This is a genomic window from Lysinibacillus xylanilyticus (genome assembly GCF_001183605.1).
In the GTDB taxonomy this organism is placed as follows: domain Bacteria; phylum Bacillota; class Bacilli; order Bacillales_A; family Planococcaceae; genus Lysinibacillus; species Lysinibacillus xylanilyticus.
In genome coordinates this window covers 681727-697713 of record NZ_LFXJ01000010.1, presented here as the reverse complement: position 1 = coordinate 697713, position 15987 = coordinate 681727, and the positions used below count along the sequence as shown (strand labels likewise).

17 protein-coding genes are annotated in these 15987 nt (G+C 39.0%); 1 reads left to right on the top strand and 16 read right to left on the bottom strand.

Annotation, left to right across the window (positions count from 1 at the left end; all coding sequences use genetic code 11):
- Positions 1-14 precede the first annotated feature (14 nt).
- From topA to ACZ11_RS20730, 6 genes are all read right to left on the bottom strand, one after another.
- Entirely contained in the window at positions 15-2093 is a 2079-nt protein-coding gene (gene topA / locus ACZ11_RS20755; protein WP_049668429.1) for a type I DNA topoisomerase, read from the bottom strand.
- A 91-nt stretch (positions 2094-2184) separates the two neighbouring features.
- Complete coding sequence (gene dprA, locus ACZ11_RS20750; RefSeq protein WP_049668428.1) at positions 2185-3081, bottom strand: DNA-processing protein DprA; 897 nt, start codon at positions 3079-3081, stop codon at positions 2185-2187.
- Between the two features lie 191 nt (positions 3082-3272).
- Positions 3273-4175 carry a succinate--CoA ligase subunit alpha gene (sucD, locus tag ACZ11_RS20745; protein WP_049668427.1) on the bottom strand — a complete coding sequence of 301 codons (903 nt, stop codon included), beginning with the start codon at positions 4173-4175 and terminating at the stop codon, positions 3273-3275.
- A 17-nt stretch (positions 4176-4192) separates the two neighbouring features.
- Positions 4193-5353 (bottom strand): ADP-forming succinate--CoA ligase subunit beta, encoded by a 1161-nt coding sequence (sucC, locus tag ACZ11_RS20740; RefSeq protein ID WP_049668426.1) that lies wholly within the window; start codon positions 5351-5353, stop codon positions 4193-4195.
- A gap of 168 nt (positions 5354-5521) precedes the next feature.
- Positions 5522-5818, bottom strand: a complete 297-nt coding sequence (locus tag ACZ11_RS20735) for an EscU/YscU/HrcU family type III secretion system export apparatus switch protein (RefSeq protein ID WP_049668425.1) — start codon at positions 5816-5818, stop codon at positions 5522-5524.
- Positions 5815-7710, bottom strand: a complete 1896-nt coding sequence (locus ACZ11_RS20730; protein ID WP_049668424.1) for a hypothetical protein — start codon at positions 7708-7710, stop codon at positions 5815-5817. The genes ACZ11_RS20735 and ACZ11_RS20730 overlap by 4 nt, the downstream gene beginning before the upstream one ends.
- A gap of 158 nt (positions 7711-7868) precedes the next feature.
- On the opposite strand from ACZ11_RS20730, the gene ACZ11_RS20725 reads away from it, so the two are divergent.
- Positions 7869-8078, top strand: a complete 210-nt coding sequence (locus ACZ11_RS20725; protein ID WP_049668423.1) for a hypothetical protein — start codon at positions 7869-7871, stop codon at positions 8076-8078.
- Positions 8079-8131: 53 nt separating this feature from the next.
- Here the strand turns inward: ACZ11_RS20725 and ACZ11_RS20720 are convergent, their stop codons facing one another.
- From ACZ11_RS20720 to ACZ11_RS20675, 10 genes are all read right to left on the bottom strand, one after another.
- A complete protein-coding gene (locus ACZ11_RS20720; RefSeq protein WP_049668422.1) occupies positions 8132-8890 on the bottom strand; it encodes a ribonuclease HII in 759 nt (252 codons plus the stop codon).
- 470 nt (positions 8891-9360) lie between these two features.
- Positions 9361-10233, bottom strand: coding sequence for a ribosome biogenesis GTPase YlqF (ylqF, locus tag ACZ11_RS20715; RefSeq protein ID WP_049668421.1), 873 nt, complete (start codon positions 10231-10233; stop codon positions 9361-9363).
- Between the two features lie 56 nt (positions 10234-10289).
- On the bottom strand, positions 10290-10853 hold the full coding sequence (lepB, locus tag ACZ11_RS20710) for a signal peptidase I (RefSeq protein ID WP_049668420.1): 564 nt from the start codon (positions 10851-10853) through the stop codon (positions 10290-10292).
- 106 nt (positions 10854-10959) lie between these two features.
- Positions 10960-11304 carry a 50S ribosomal protein L19 gene (gene rplS, locus ACZ11_RS20705; protein WP_049668419.1) on the bottom strand — a complete coding sequence of 115 codons (345 nt, stop codon included), beginning with the start codon at positions 11302-11304 and terminating at the stop codon, positions 10960-10962.
- 116 nt (positions 11305-11420) lie between these two features.
- On the bottom strand, positions 11421-12158 hold the full coding sequence (gene trmD, locus ACZ11_RS20700) for a tRNA (guanosine(37)-N1)-methyltransferase TrmD (RefSeq protein ID WP_049668747.1): 738 nt from the start codon (positions 12156-12158) through the stop codon (positions 11421-11423).
- On the bottom strand, positions 12158-12673 hold the full coding sequence (gene rimM, locus ACZ11_RS20695; RefSeq protein WP_049668418.1) for a ribosome maturation factor RimM: 516 nt from the start codon (positions 12671-12673) through the stop codon (positions 12158-12160). Before rimM ends, trmD begins: the two co-directional genes overlap by 1 nt.
- Positions 12674-13591: 918 nt before the next feature.
- Entirely contained in the window at positions 13592-13825 is a 234-nt protein-coding gene (locus ACZ11_RS20690; protein WP_004269410.1) for a KH domain-containing protein, read from the bottom strand.
- A 15-nt stretch (positions 13826-13840) separates the two neighbouring features.
- On the bottom strand, positions 13841-14113 hold the full coding sequence (gene rpsP / locus ACZ11_RS20685; RefSeq protein ID WP_049668417.1) for a 30S ribosomal protein S16: 273 nt from the start codon (positions 14111-14113) through the stop codon (positions 13841-13843).
- A gap of 94 nt (positions 14114-14207) precedes the next feature.
- On the bottom strand, positions 14208-15566 hold the full coding sequence (gene ffh / locus ACZ11_RS20680; protein ID WP_049668416.1) for a signal recognition particle protein: 1359 nt from the start codon (positions 15564-15566) through the stop codon (positions 14208-14210).
- Between the two features lie 12 nt (positions 15567-15578).
- Entirely contained in the window at positions 15579-15914 is a 336-nt protein-coding gene (locus ACZ11_RS20675) for a putative DNA-binding protein (RefSeq protein ID WP_049668415.1), read from the bottom strand.
- Positions 15915-15987 lie beyond the last annotated feature (73 nt).

Sequence of the window (15987 nt, the reverse complement as noted above, 5' to 3'; positions counted from 1 at the left end):
TTACCATCTTTCTATCATTGAGTAGGTGTCTCTTCATAGTCACATTTCGTACACTGAATTTGCACACCTTTTTTAATTTTTTTCTCTACTAATAATGCACTACATTTCGGGCATGGTCTACTAATTGGCTTGTCCCAAGAAACAAATTCACACTCTGGGTACTGATTGCAACCATAGAATAAACGCTTTGTTTTACTCTTTCGTTCTACAATTTCGCCTGTTTCACAGGAAGGACATTTTACGCCAATAGGTTTCATAATAGCTTTTGTATTGCGGCAATCCGGGAAGTTTGAACAAGCCATAAATTTCCCATATCGTCCAAGCTTAAAGACCATTGGAGATCCACAAAGCTCACAATCCTCGCCGGCAGGTTCATCTTTAATAACAACCTTTTCCATAGCCTCATCTGCATGTTTTACATGGACCTCAAAATCCTTATAAAACTCATGTACAACTTCTTTCCACTGACGATCGCCTTCTTCAATATGATCCAAATTTTGCTCCATTTGTGCTGTGAATTCGATATTTATGATATCAGGGAAAAACTCTAATACGAGTTGGTGTACGATTTCTCCTAGCTCTGTCGGCATAAATCGTTTTGCATCTAATACGACATAACCACGGCGCTGAATTGTATCGAGGGTCGGTGCATAAGTGGACGGGCGCCCTATACCTAACTCTTCCATTGTCTTTACAAGACGCGCCTCTGAATAGCGTGGTGGTGGCTGTGTAAAATGTTGCTTCGGCTCAATTTCAAGCGATTTTACTTGATCGCCAACTTCCATTTCAGGTAGAAGCTTTGTTGTTTCTTCAGTTTGATCATCTGTACCCTCAATATATAACTTCATAAAGCCAGCAAATTTAACTTGTGAACCGTTTGCACGGAATAAAACATCCCCATTTTGAAGATCAACAGCAACTGTATCAAGTACAGCTGGTGCCATCTGACTCGCGATAAAGCGCTCCCAAATTAAACGATATAAGCGCAATTGGTCACGACTAAGCACCGCTTTTAATTCATCCGGAGTTCTCATCGTGCTAGTTGGACGAATAGCCTCATGGGCATCTTGTGCATTAGATGCTTTTTTAGCCTGCTTCGATTCTGTAGAGATGAATTCTTTGCCGTATTTGGATTCAATGTAGGCATTAGCCTCTGTTTTTGCCGTATCCGAAATACGTGTTGAATCGGTACGCATATAAGTGATTAAACCGACTGTACCCTCTTTTTTACCAACATCAATACCTTCATATAATTGTTGCGCAAGCATCATCGTTTTCTTAGCACGGAAATTTAACTTACGTGCGGCCTCTTGCTGTAATGAAGATGTTGTAAAAGCAGGTGCTGCGTTTCGTTTACGTTCTTTTTTAGATACATTGACAACTTCAAAACTTGTACCTTTAACATTTTTTAAAATAGATTTTACTTGTTCTTCATTTGTTAATTTAATTTTTTCTTTGCCATCGCCATAATAAAGCGCATCGAACGTTTTCTTACCTTTTTCAAAAGAACCTTCAATTGTCCAATATTCTTCCGGTTGGAAGTTTTTAATTTCATTTTCACGATCAATAATCATACGTAGTGCTACAGATTGAACTCGTCCTGCTGATAATCCCTTTTTAACCTTTTTCCAAAGAATCGGACTAATGTTATAACCAACAAGTCTGTCCAATATACGACGTGTTTGCTGTGCATCTACTAAATCCATATTAATAGGACGTGGACTTTTAAAAGATTCTACAATCGCATCTTTAGTAATTTCATTAAAAACGACACGACAATCTGAATGAATATCAATATTTAACGCAGTCGCAAGGTGCCAAGCAATCGCTTCTCCCTCGCGGTCTGGATCGGCCGCTAGAAATACTTTCTTCACTTTTTTAGCCGCAGACTTTAATTCCTGTAAAACAGGCCCTTTACCACGAATCGTAATATATTTAGGTTCATAATTATTTTCAGGACTAACGCCCATTTGGCTACGTGGTAAATCACGAACATGCCCGATAGACGCCTTTACTTTATATTTTTTCCCTAAATATCGTTCAATTGTTTTTGCTTTTGCTGGTGATTCTACAATCACTAAATAATCCGCCATCTATGTCTCCCCCTTAGAGAGGTCTATTGCTAATTTTTTAAGTTACCTGTTGCAAAATGTATAACAGATTTTAAGATAATGCAACTTTTTTTCAATTTTTGTTAGAAAAGAGAGTAAGTGTTTCAACGATTTCATGACCATTGCACACCGGAATAGCCCCTTCTAATAGTAGTTTATTTGTGCCTTTTGATTGCTCTGCATTAATTGGACCCGGTACAACAAATACATCTTTTCCTTGATCTAATGCATATTCTGTTGTAATAAGCGTTCCACTTCTTAATGCTGCTTCGGTTACAACTAAAGCTTTGGACAATCCGCTAATTATTCGGTTACGCATTGGAAAATGCCATTTTTCAGGCTTCATATACGGAGGGTACTCTGTGACAAGTAACTGATGCTCCGCCATATGCTCAGCGAGAGACTGGTTTTCCTTAGGGTATATATAATTAAACCCGTGCCCAAGCACTGCAATTGTGGAACCGCCAACTTTTATGGTTGTCTCATGAGCTATCGTATCTGCCCCTCTTGCAAGCCCGCTTACGACTGTATATTCGTGTTCAACAAGTGGCGGGACAATTAGGTCCATCGCAGTCTTTGTATAAGCTGTAGCCTTTCTAGAGCCTATAATAGCTACTTGTTTTTCTTTCGTTAATAGAGAATACCGACCTTTCACATACAATACCGTAGGTGGACTGGATATTTCAAATAATTGCGCCGGGTAAACAGGATGATGAAAAGGGATAGGGGAAATATTGGCCCGTTCATAAGCTTCCTCAAATGGAAATGTCACATTTTGTCGGAAAATCCGGGATATTTCCAATGCTCTTTGAGATGATATTTGCAGTGCTTTGGCAATCTCGTTGGGGGGCGCTTCTTCAAAATAACTTAGTATATCCACCGGGGACAATAATTGCTGAAGTTTTTGAAGTGGTAATGGGTATATATAATGTAAAGCTAGTAATCTCTGTGTATCGACTGAAAAAATCATTTAAAAACCTCCTTTTAATAGAAGAAATTAAATGACCGCACCTTAAATGACATAGCTTTTTTAGGAAAGGTCCTTTTATAGTAAGTAGGGAGTTAGCCATTTCATCTCTTGAACACAATTCCATTAAAAGCATTTAAAGCCATATCAAAATAAAGAAAAAGATGTAGCCACAACGTGCTACATCTTCCATTTTAATGGGTTTTACACTTTTCGTATAGCCCTTTTTCTTTGATTACTTTAATAAGTGTGTCACCAATGACAGATGGCGTTTCTGCTACTTCAATACCAGCAGCATTCATTGCCTTAATTTTCTCTGCTGCTGTTCCTTTACCACCTGAAATAATAGCACCTGCGTGACCCATACGTTTACCTGGAGGTGCTGTTTGTCCACCGATAAAGCCAACGACAGGTTTTGTCATATTTGCTTTAATCCACTCAGCCGCTTCTTCTTCAGCTGTACCCCCAATTTCCCCAATCATTACAACTGCATATGTTTCTGGATCGTTGTTAAACGCTTCCAAAACATCGATAAAGTTTGTACCGTTGACAGGGTCTCCACCGATACCTACAGCTGTAGTTTGACCAATACCAGCTTGTGTTAATTGGTGTACGGCTTCGTATGTTAACGTACCAGAGCGAGAAACAACTCCTACATGACCTTTCGTATGGATATAACCTGGCATAATGCCAATCTTACATTCATCTGCCGTAATAACACCCGGACAGTTCGGACCTACTAGACGTGTCTTTTTACCTTCCATATAACGTTTAACCTTAACCATATCAAGGACAGGAATATGTTCAGTAATACAGATTGTTAATTCTAATTCAGCATCTACAGCCTCTAAAATAGCATCCGCCGCGAATGGAGCAGGTACATAAATAACTGAAGTTGTTGCGCCTGTTGCTGCTACAGCTTCCGCCACAGTGTTAAATACAGGTACTCCTTCGATTTCAAGTCCACCTTTACCCGGTGTTACACCAGCTACAATTTTAGTGCCATAATCAAGCATTTGCTTCGTATGGAAAAGTGCAGTTTCGCCCGTAATCCCTTGTACAATTACCTTAGTATCTTTATTAATAAATACAGCCATTGTTCTCCCTGCCTTCCTTAGCCTACTAGTCCCACAATTTTTTGTGCACCGTCAGCCATTGAATCCGCTGCAACGATGTTTAAACCAGATGCATTTAAAATCTCTTTTCCAAGTTCTACATTTGTACCTTCTAAACGTACAACTAACGGCACAGCTAAGCCAATTTCTTTGGCAGCTGTCACAACACCCTCGGCAATAATGTTACACTTCATAATTCCGCCAAAAATGTTTACGAAAATGCCTTTTACTTGTGGATCAGAAAGAATAATTTTGAAAGCTTCTGTTACTTTTTCTGCCGTTGCACCGCCACCTACATCTAGGAAGTTAGCGGGGCTTCCGCCATAATAGCTAATTGTGTCCATTGTAGCCATTGCAAGACCAGCTCCATTAACCATACAGCCAATGTTACCATCTAGCGAAATATAACTAAGGTCATATTTTGATGCTTCGATTTCCTTAGGATCTTCTTCATCGAAATCGCGTAATTCGACAATATCTTTATGACGATATAACGCATTTGCATCGAAATTAAATTTAGCATCTAATGCCAAAACTTCTCCTTGTCCTGTTATAACAAGTGGATTAATTTCTACAATAGAAGCATCTTTGTCGATAAATGCTTGATACAAGCCTAACATTAATTTAACAGCTTTCCCTACTAGGTTAGCTGGAATATTCATTTTAAACGCCATGCGACGTGCCTGGAAACCTGTTAATCCAACAACAGGATCCACAACTTCTTTGAAGATTTTTTCTGGATTTGATTCCGCTACTTCTTCAATATCCATGCCACCCTCTTCAGACCCCATCATTGTTACACGGGATGTTGCACGGTCTAATACTAGACTTAAATAGTATTCTTTTTGAATATCAGAACCCTCTTCAATATATAAGCGTTTTACTTCTTTTCCCTCTGGACCTGTTTGATGAGTTACTAAAATTTTACCTATTAATTCTTTTGCGTATGTACGCACCTCGTCAAGGTTTTTAGCGATTTTTACGCCCCCTGCTTTACCGCGCCCACCTGCATGAATTTGCGCCTTGACTACTGTCACATTAGAGCCAAGTTCTTTCGCTACTTTCACTGCTTCATCAGGGGAAAAAGCTACTTTTCCGTTTGGTACAGCTACACCATATTTTCTTAGAATCTCTTTCCCTTGATATTCATGGATATTCATAATACATCCTCCCATCAAACATTTGCATAAAATTGTTTTACTAACATAATCTATTCTAACGAAAGATTCTGATAAAGTCTATACCTTGTCTCTTATTCATTTTTTGTCTTTTAATATGACGCATTCTTCTATTTAGTGTACTAAAACAGAGTTTTATGAAAATCAGAATTATCTATTTTTTCTATATTTTCGATCATGTTGTTGGTCTAATCGATAAATAAATGCAAAAACCTCAGCAACAGCTTCATATAATTCTTCTGGGATTGACTCATTTAGATCTAATTGTCCAAGTAGTTGGACAAGGTTTGGATCCTCATAAATCGGGACATCGTGCTCATTCGCGCGCGCTAATATATTTTCCGCTATTTTCCCTTTTCCTTTTGCTACTACTGTTGGACTATCAAAACGTCCTAACTTATACGTGAGAGCGATGGCCTCTTTTCGAGTAAATTTTTCTTCACTCATACGCGAAAATCCACCCCACTATGTTCCTCCTGCTGTTCTACTACAGGGGTTGTTTTTGCAGGTTGGGCCTTTTCAAATTGCTTAATAAAAACGCCTGAAAGTTGATATTCTTTTTCAGCTAGTCCTATTTTTAACGCTGCTTTCAGTGGTTCTGCAAGCGGAATAATATCATCATTTTCATTAAATACTGTCACAGAAACTACACGATTTTGAACCTGCATATCAATAACCGTTTCTTTCATAGATTCCATTTGTAAATAAAATAATATACGCGCATAATTGGCATCAATTTTACCGTCTTCCTTCATGCGCCCATTCCACTGCAATGTCGCATCCATTTTCTTTCCAAAAAATTCTAATGGTACTTGCATAATAAGCTGATGCTGATGGCCATTCTCCCCTGATGCTAGCTGCATGCCGTTCATTCGTGTCATTAACATTTCTGCGGCTTCCTTCAGTTGCGGAGAAATATGTGTTTCCTGCAATAATGTATGTAGCTGAGGTTTTAATTGATGCGCAATCTGCTGTAAATCTGCTGACTTATTATTAAGTGTCGCTTCATAGCTAACCCCTAGATTTTTTAATACCGTTTTAAGCGCATGTTCCATCGCTTTACTGTCCATAGAATTTTGTACATGGGCATCTGCTTGCGTAACAATCTGCTGAATCATTGATTGCGGGGATTCAACACTATTTTTCATAAGACTTCGCATGAATGCTTCATTTTGTAGCGGAGTAGTAGCTTCATGCTTTAAAAGCGATAATAAATGGTCCTTTACTGAAAGAGCATTGGCATCTTGTGTAAATAAACGCTCCGAAGAATTTTCTGCAAACGCTTTTATAAGTTGTTCTTGCATCTGTTTTGCAAAAATCTCTAGAGTTTGTTTAGTTGCTGGTAGCTGATTAAATCTATCGATAAGCTGATTTAATGACTGCTTTTGTTCATCGGTTAGCAAGCTTTGATTTGCTGTCCAAGATTTAAGCTGGTCAACAAGATGATTTATATTGTCAGATTTTGTCGTTAAAATTGCTTGAATAACTTCTCCTGCCTGTTGAAACTGATTTGACTGTATAGACTTTACACCGCTAAGGCTTGACCAGTTTTGCAAGGTTGCCTGCTGAGGAAGTATCCCTGCCTCCTTTAAGATATTCATGGCTTGAATCTTTTCACTCATAGAAGCAGCATTATTCGTTAATATTTGTATCGACTTGGCAAGTACTAAACTACCAGTTTCTACTTCAAAAGGCTTTGCAATAGCCTGTACCTGTTGCATTAGATTTTGCTTAAGGTTTTCTGGCAAAGCGATTTCTTTCGTTAAAAGCTGTGTAAAGTTTTCCATTACAGAAATCATGCCATTAGTCTTTTGTCCACTAATAAGAGCTTGAAAAACATCATTTGTCATTGGCATTTTAAACTCTACCATTTTTTGAATGGCTTGCAGGGCATCCATCTTAGTAACGTCCTCTGGTAATCCTTTTAACCACATTTCTGCCTGCATCAGCTGCTCTTTTGAAATCGGGAGTTGCGCTTTCATAAAATGAGTTAGAAGTTGCTGCATCTCAGCCGTTTTTGGCAAATTCATTGATTCAAGTAACTGATTAATTTGTTGACTTTGGGAAGTCGTTTGCTCCATAGGGCCCGTAACAACTTTTAGTTCTGTTTGTGGGCTTGTACCAGTTACTTGGAAGAAATGGGCATCTCCTGCTTTTAGTGGCACTTCGAGTTTAGCAACAAATTTTTGATGACCAACTTGAATTTCTGCCATTTGATCTGGATATAATTGTTTAATTGTTCCTTGAAATACTTGTCCTTGTTTTAAAGTGAGTGGCTGATTAGCTGAGGTTAAAGTAGCTTGTTGTATTTGAATCGGATTAAAAGATGTGGCTGTCATATACATACTCCTTTCATCAATTACTCCTTGGCGTAATTGGCTTCTATTTTTATTTGGCTCATCACCATAGCGTAGGTTTGATTTCCGCTCCGACTGCGCGCTTTGTAGTTGCTGTCGCTTTGCTTTCGCTACAGAGCAAAGCTTCCTGGGGGCGTCCGATGAGCCGCTTGGGGCAACAGGTGGTTTTTGCGCGAAAGCGTAGTGCAGCGAAGCTACAGCAACAGCAGGATGTTGGTAACGAAGGCGTTATCACAGGACGTGATGGTTTTAGCCTTCGTTCCTCTATTGCTGATCCCCAAGGAGTCGCCCAGTCTCCGCTCCAATCAACTTATCCACATAATATACGTTATAGCAAATATCCTTCCTAACTTTTGGTGATGTGCCTTTTATTTTTTGTATGCTATTATGTTTTCAAAATGCCTTAAAGCATTGATTTTATCGGCTCAAACGACTTACGATGATGGATGGTTGGACCGAACTCTTCAAGTGCTTTTAAATGCTGTTTTGTACCATATCCTGCATGCTGGGCAAAACCATACATAGGGAATTCCTCGTTCAATTGATCCATATAATCATCTCGAGCCGTTTTTGCCAATATGGATGCGGCTGCAATAGCTAAGCTTTTCGCATCCCCTTTAATTATTGAATCCTGTGGAATAGAGATTGGCAGCGTCATAGCATCAACTAACACATAATTAGGTTTAATAGATAACGATTCTACACTTATCTTCATCGATTGCTTCGTCGCTTCGTAAATATTTAATTCATCAATTTGTTGTGCTGATTGGAAATGGATAAAATAATATAATGCATGCTCTTTTACTAAAGCGGCATAAGCATTGCGTTTATCTTTTGATAATTGCTTTGAATCATTTAATCCGACTAGAGCCTCACAGTTTGCTGGTAAAATAACAGCAGCTGTTACTACCGGTCCTGCTAACGGTCCACGCCCTGCTTCATCTACCCCAGCAATTAAAGTATTTTCTCCTCCGTAACTTTGATCGAAATCAACTTTCGCTTGATGTTCCTGCAGTAACTGTTGCTTCTTCTCTTGGCGCTTTTTCCAGCCTTGCCAAGCCTTTTGCACACCTGCACGTTCATCGGTTGCTATCCCTGTCATCCAGTCCTGCCATTCCTCCGCTTCTTTTAATGCTGTAGTAATTTCTTTAATCGTTTTCATATATTTACTCCCTTTTGGTTCTTAACAGTTATTCGCTAATCTTACTTTTTAGAGGGCTAATCATTCACCCTAACGTTTTGGCGTTTTTCACAATATATATCCTTTTTTGTAATATGTACTTGAATACACAATCACTCTTCATTCCGCACGTGTGCAGTCTGAGTCTTCTCGCCCATACTTTTATACTAACAATACTTTTTTATAAAGAACAGGTTTGGAATCATCACTAATATTCCGGGATGATATTTAATGGTATTTCATGTATTTTAATTGATTGTAGTGGAGGCTGGGCGACGAAAGCGTCCAGCCGAAACGGAAATCAATCCCCACGTTATAACGAAAAGCTCCGAATTGATTCAAAAATATTTATTTCTTTTTTTCTCGCTCTATATCATTTATCGGCAAGATGAAGTATTCCTAAAAGAAAAACTGTCACACTCACGATACAAAGCGTGAGTATGACAGTTTTATTACTGTTCTGTTTCTTTTTCAAGTTGTTCGTCAACAAAGTCAAATGTTAGTTTGCCTAATAGTAACCCACGAATATCTCGAACGATCAGTTGAGCTACTTGATCATAATCGATTTCTCCTCCAGGACCGAAAACACGACGAAGTTTACCGATATGGTCGAAGGTATCCACTAAATCTTCATGGATAAACTGGAAGCCATAGCGTTCTTCCATTCGTGTCGGGTAATGAACGGATAAAAAGCGTAGACCATATACAGCTAAATCCTCCATATTCGTTATAGTATCCTTTATAGCACCTGTTAAGGCTAATTTATAACCTACTTCTTGATCTTCAAATTTCGGCCATAAAATACCTGGTGTATCGAGTAATTCAAGCTCCTTGCCTACCTTTATCCATTGCTGTGCCTTAGTGACCCCTGGAGTATTCCCTGTTTTCGCTATATTTTTCTTTGCTAGGCGATTAATTAGCGTCGATTTCCCTACGTTAGGAATCCCAACGATCATTGCTCGAATGGCCCTTGGCTTCATCCCACGGGACTTCATACGGTCAAATTTTTCTTTTAATATTTCTTGAGCAGCCTTTGTAACCTGCTGTAATCCTTTGCCTTCCAGAGAATTGATCGCTACTGCCTTATGACCCCTCCGTGCAAAGTATTCAACCCATTTACGTGTTTCCTGCTCATCTGCCATATCTGACTTATTTAAGATAAGGAGACGCGGTTTTTGATTAATTACTTCGTCTATCATCGGATTTCGAGAAGATAGCGGTAAACGTGCATCTATTAATTCAAATATAATATCAACTAGCTTTAATTTTTCTGTTACTTCTCTGCGGGCCTTTGCCATATGCCCTGGAAACCATTGTATAGTCATATCTATACCTCCTAAACTAAAAGAAAAAGGGAGTGTTTAGCCCTCCCTTTCAAGAATTACTTTACAATTTTAATATCACTAAACGGCCAGAAAATCAGACTTGTATTACCAATAATCTCTTTCTGATCGACGACTCCAATAATACGACTGTCCTTACTGTAACGACGATTATCTCCCATAACGAAAACATAGCCTTCTGGAATTACATCTAGATTTACGTCAATGTCTTTTAATGTAAAATCCTCTGTTAATGTACCTTCTGTAATTTTTGATTTGTAGGCATCTAAATAAGGCTCATCTATAGGTTCACCGTTAATGTATAATTGATCATCTTTATATTCCAATGTGTCTCCTGGAAGCCCAATAACACGTTTAATATAGTTTTTCTTTTCAGGAGCATGGAATACAACAATATCAAAGCGTTTTGGTTCACCTATTTTGTAACCAATTTTATTCACAATCATACGGTCGCCATCTTCAAGGGTTGGAATCATGGATTGGCCATCTACTGCAATGGGTGTAAATAAAAAATAACGAATAATCGCTGCAATCGCAAATGCAATCAGAAGTGCCTTTGTCCATTCCCATAGTTCATTCTTTTCCTTTATCTGTTTTTCCATCGAGATTTGCCCCCTTGTCTATCCTCATTTTAGTTGATAGCTATTTAAGATGACAAGCAAAAAGAAAAGGGGCTTGTTGTACAAGCCCCTCACTTTTAAGTCATAATTATCGAATTTCTTTAATACGAGCAGCTTTACCACGTAGGTTACGTAGGTAGTAAAGTTTAGCACGACGTACTTTACCACGACGTACAACTTCTAAGTTAGCGATTTTTGGTGTGTGTACAGGGAATGTACGTTCAACACCTACACCGTAAGAAATTTTACGAACTGTGAAAGTTTCGCTAATACCGCCACCACGACGTTTAATTACCACACCTTCGTATACTTGTACACGTTCACGAGTACCCTCTACTACTTTCACGTGTACCTTAACAGTATCACCAGGACGGAAAGTTGGTAGATCAGTACGAAGCTGAGCTTTTGTAATCTCTGTAATAATGTTTGACATTGTTTTCTCTCCTTAGACAGATGCTCTTGCACGCAATCTATGCCACAGCGGAACACCGTAATTCAGTACTCCACATAGAAGTACATAATAGATGTTATCATAAATATAGATAGCAATCAAGCATCTTTATTGTTGTTTTTAAGTTTTTCTAAATACAATTTTTGCTTGTCTGTTAATGGATAATTCTCGAGTAAATCAGGACGACGCTCAAATGTTCTTTTCAAAGATTCCTCCATACGCCATTGCTCAATCTTTGCGTGATTGCCCGATAGTAAAACATCCGGTACTTTCATTCCGCGAAATTCAGCAGGGCGTGTATAATGTGGGTGCTCTAGAAGACCCGTTGAGAACGAATCTTGTATGTGGGAATCCTCTTGTCCTAAAACCCCCGGCAGAAGTCGTACAACGCTATCTATAACCGTCATAGCCCCTAACTCTCCACCAGTTAACACGAAATCTCCAATTGAAATCTCGTCTGTGACAAGATGCTGACGAATGCGTTCATCATAACCTTCATAATGACCACATAAAAATACTAGCTCTTTTTCTTGCGCTAGCTCTTCTGCCTTTTTTTGAGTAAAGCGCTCACCTTGTGGACACATCAAAATGATACGAGGATTTTTTCCTTCAGTAATGGCCTCGACAGCGCTAAACATCGGTTCCGGTTTCAACACCATTCCCGCACCACCACCATACGGATAATCGTCTACTTGATTATGCTTGTTACCCGAAAATCCACGGAGATCAGTTACTTCCAGATTTACTGCACCTTTTTCCTGTGCTTTATTTAATATGGATGCACCAAAGACGCCTGTAAACATATCAGGAAATAAACTTAACACATGAATATTTATCATAGTAGACCTTCCATTACATGTATCACTATTTTCTTCTCATCAACATCAATTTCCTTGACGATATCCTCGATATACGGAATGTAATGCTCTTTTTTAGTGCCTTTGACTACCCACACATCGTTTGCACCTGTTTGAAGAATGTCGGTCACTGCTCCGATTGTTTCGCCTTCCTCAGATACAATTGTACAGCCAATTATTTCATGGAAGAAATATTCATTTTCCTTTAATAAATCATCTGTCAGTTGATCTTTCGTAATTTTGAGCATTCCTTCTTTGAAAGGCTCAACCAAGTTGATGTTATTCATTCCCTCAAAGGTTAACAAAATAAAGTTTTTATGACGACGCATTGATTCAATTGTTACCCATGTTGGCTTTTTATCATCTTTTTTAAACGCCGCAAGCTTTATTCCTACTGCGAAACGCTCTTCCTCAAAATCTGTTGTTGATAACACACGCACCTCACCACGAATACCGTGTGTATTTACAATACGCCCTACATTAAACCATTCCATTTAAATCTCACCTCATATCAATTTCGCCTTGGCGTAATTGTAGCTGTCGCTTTGCTTTCGCTACATAAAACATTTTGCCGCTGACGCTTCACTTTCGCGCAGATAAATTGCCATAGGACGTGGCGTTCTTAGACTGAGTTCCTTTATATCAGCAGGTGTTTGACATCCACTGAAAAGGAATCACATCCTCGTTCATCTCACCACCTTAAGAGGCGGGAGTCTTATGCTGAATGAAGATAAAAGCGCTAAAACATACTCATCCCCGTCAAGCTACTTGCTAGCTAGATCAAAAAGAACCTTTCACCTACAAAAGCAGTTTAACTTTTGGTGGACAGTGTTATAGCTTAGACGTTGACCAGTCTTCCTCAATGTCATTATGTTCAATTATCTCTCAATGTAACTAGGAAAATGAATCAATTTCGCCTTGGCGTAATTGCGTCCGGATTTTGAATTGTGCCCAGGCCTGCACGAGGGCCGACACGATGTCGGTCATTTCGTTAATGCCACAGGACGTGGCGTTTTTACCGATGCAGGTCAGTTAGCCTTTTTCGCAGGATGCGAAGGTTTTAGGCTAACATCCTTTATTCATTCCTCTCAAAATCCGTGACATCCGCCGTAGGTTTTAGCCAACACGATGTTGGTCACTCAGTCGTGTGTTGTTGTTGCTGCCGCTGCGCTTTCGCACAGATAAATTGCCACAGGACGTGGCGTTTTTAACTGAGTTCCTCTATTTCAGTGGGTGTTTGGACATCCACTGAATGAAGATAAAAAAAGGAAGGAACCGGCAAGCTCCTTCCTTTTAAGTCCAGATTTTACGCTTTACCTCAAGGCCACTTTGAATTCCTAAGCGTATGTAAACATACCTGTCAGGACTCTCCAGTGCTTGTTGCATATAAAAGAGCGTGAAAATCTTTTCTTTCAATCCAATATATCGACGTAGGTCTTTTTTTGATGGTGACTACCCGCCGCTGAATAAACAATTGTACGAATCGCTTTCGCTACTCGCCCTTGCTTGCCTATGACTTTCCCTCGATCCTCTGGATGAACAAAAAGTTTATAAACAATTCGATTTGCATTTTCATCCGTCTCTATACGAACTTCTTCTGGATAATCGACTAACGGTAAAACGATTGCTTCAATCAGCTGCTTCAAAGACGTCGCCCCCGATTATTTACTGAATTTTTGGTTATGGAATTTTTCCATGATACCTTGTTCTGAGAACAAGTTACGTACTGTATCTGATGGTTTTGCACCGTCAGTTAACCATTTAAGAGCTTTCTCTTCATCAATGTTTACAGTAGCTGGTTTAGTTAGTGGGTTGTAAGTACCAACTGTTTCGATTGAACGACCGTCACGTGGTGAACGAGCGTCTGCAACTACGATACGATAGAAAGGAGATTTTTTAGCTCCCATACGTTTTAAGCGAATTTTAACTGCCATTTTAATAGCACCTCCGAATAAGTTTCACACAAGATAGTATATTATCAATGTTTAGGTTGTTTGTAAAGTGTTTTTTCTTAACACCTAAAAAATATTATTTAAACAATGAATCGAAGCCTGGTAGTTTCATCTTTTTCTTTCCTTTGCCACTCGCCATGCCTGTCATTTGTTTCATCATTTTTTTCATTTCTTCAAATTGCTTCAATAGGCGATTTACCTCTTGAATTGATGTCCCAGAACCCTTCGCTATACGCTTTTTACGGCTACCGTTAATAATGTCTGGATTCGTCTTTTCAGCAGGTGTCATCGAGTAAATAATCGCTTCTACGCGACCCATTTGCTTATCATCAACTTTAACATTGTCTAGGCCTTTGATTTTGCCTGCACCTGGTAACATTTTCAAAATTTCGTCAAGTGGACCCATTTTCTTTACTTGTTGCAATTGTTCAACGAAATCATCGAACGTAAAGGTCTGGGTTTTAAATTTTTCCTCTAGTTCTTTAGCCTTTGCTTCGTCAACATTTGCCTGAGCCTTTTCAATAAGTGATAAAACATCACCCATTCCTAATATACGAGACGCCATACGCTCTGGATGGAAAGGTTCCAGCGCATCCAGCTTCTCACCCATACCAACAAACTTAATAGGCTTCTGTGTAACGGAACGAATTGATAGCGCTGCACCACCACGTGTATCACCATCGAGCTTTGTTAAAACAACTCCTGTAATACCGACCGCTTCATTAAAGCTTTCTGCCACGTTGACAGCATCCTGACCTGTCATAGCATCTACAACTAGGAATACTTCATCCGGCTCTTTTAACGCACGAATATCTTTTAATTCTTGCATTAAATCTTCATCGATATGCAAGCGACCAGCTGTATCGATAATAACGACATCATGATGTTCTTCTTTTGCCAATTCAATTGCCTGACGTGCAATTTCTACTGGAGATACATCAGTTCCTAACGCAAAAACAGGTAGGGATAACTGCTTTCCTAATGTTTGTAACTGCTGAACAGCTGCTGGACGATAAACGTCTGCAGCAACAAGTAATGGCTTACGATTATATTTTTTACGTAACACATTTGCCAATTTACCTGTAGTTGTCGTTTTACCTGCACCTTGTAAGCCGACCATCATAATAACAGTTGGTGGCTTTGTATTAAATTTAATTGGGCTTTGCTCGCCACCCATTAAATCTGTTAATTCTTCTTGTACGATTTTAATAACTTGCTGACCTGGTGTTAAGCTTTGCATAACATCTACACCGACAGCACGTTCACTGACCTTTTTAACGAATTCTTTGACTACTTTTAAGTTAACATCCGCCTCGATTAAAGCGAATCGGACTTCACGCATCATTTCTTTAACGTCTTGTTCCGATACTTTACCTTTACCTTTAATCTTTTGGATCGTTCCTTGGAGTCGTTCCGCTAATCCTTCAAAAGCCATTGCTTTCGCCTCCTAATCCCATTCTTTCAACTGTTCTATAAGCGTTAGCTGCTCTTCAACTGCCATACTTTGTTCTGTAATCCCTGTTGTTAGTTGCGCAAGCATTTGTGTACGTTGTTGAAATTTTTCAAGTAAACATAATTTTTCTTCATATTCTTCAAGCATCGCTTCTGTTCGACGAATATTATCATAAACAGCTTGGCGTGAAATTCCATACGATTCAGCGATTTCTCCAAGTGAGTGATCATCTAAATAATAGAGTTCCATATAACTTCGTTGCTTATCTGTTAATAATGCTTGATAAAAGTCGAAGAGAAAGTTCATGCGTGTTGTTTTTTCAAGTAGCATCGAATATTTCTCCTCCCGTTATTAGTCATTTGTATCATAACGAAAAGCGCCCGTCTGTGTCAAGGTAATCTCC

Excerpts from the sequence above, each read along its gene's own strand:
- sucD (WP_049668427.1), bottom strand. The coding sequence starts at position 4,175 with ATGGCTGTATTTATTAATAAAGATACTAAGGTAATTGTACAAGGGATT.
- rplS (WP_049668419.1), bottom strand. The coding sequence starts at position 11,304 with ATGTCAAACATTATTACAGAGATTACAAAAGCTCAGCTTCGTACTGAT.
- ACZ11_RS20725 (WP_049668423.1), top strand. The coding sequence starts at position 7,869 with ATGAGCCGCTTGGGGCAACAGGTGGTTTTTGCGCGAAAGCGTAGTGCA.
- ACZ11_RS20730 (WP_049668424.1), bottom strand. The coding sequence starts at position 7,710 with ATGACAGCCACATCTTTTAATCCGATTCAAATACAACAAGCTACTTTA.
- ffh (WP_049668416.1), bottom strand. The coding sequence starts at position 15,566 with ATGGCTTTTGAAGGATTAGCGGAACGACTCCAAGGAACGATCCAAAAG.
- ylqF (WP_049668421.1), bottom strand. The coding sequence starts at position 10,233 with ATGACTATACAATGGTTTCCAGGGCATATGGCAAAGGCCCGCAGAGAA.
- topA (WP_049668429.1), bottom strand. The coding sequence starts at position 2,093 with ATGGCGGATTATTTAGTGATTGTAGAATCACCAGCAAAAGCAAAAACA.
- ACZ11_RS20720 (WP_049668422.1), bottom strand. The coding sequence starts at position 8,890 with ATGAAAACGATTAAAGAAATTACTACAGCATTAAAAGAAGCGGAGGAA.
- rpsP (WP_049668417.1), bottom strand. The coding sequence starts at position 14,113 with ATGGCAGTTAAAATTCGCTTAAAACGTATGGGAGCTAAAAAATCTCCT.
- lepB (WP_049668420.1), bottom strand. The coding sequence starts at position 10,853 with ATGGAAAAACAGATAAAGGAAAAGAATGAACTATGGGAATGGACAAAG.
- dprA (WP_049668428.1), bottom strand. The coding sequence starts at position 3,081 with ATGATTTTTTCAGTCGATACACAGAGATTACTAGCTTTACATTATATA.
- rimM (WP_049668418.1), bottom strand. The coding sequence starts at position 12,673 with ATGGAATGGTTTAATGTAGGGCGTATTGTAAATACACACGGTATTCGT.
- sucC (WP_049668426.1), bottom strand. The coding sequence starts at position 5,353 with ATGAATATCCATGAATATCAAGGGAAAGAGATTCTAAGAAAATATGGT.
- ACZ11_RS20675 (WP_049668415.1), bottom strand. The coding sequence starts at position 15,914 with ATGCTACTTGAAAAAACAACACGCATGAACTTTCTCTTCGACTTTTAT.
- ACZ11_RS20735 (WP_049668425.1), bottom strand. The coding sequence starts at position 5,818 with ATGAGTGAAGAAAAATTTACTCGAAAAGAGGCCATCGCTCTCACGTAT.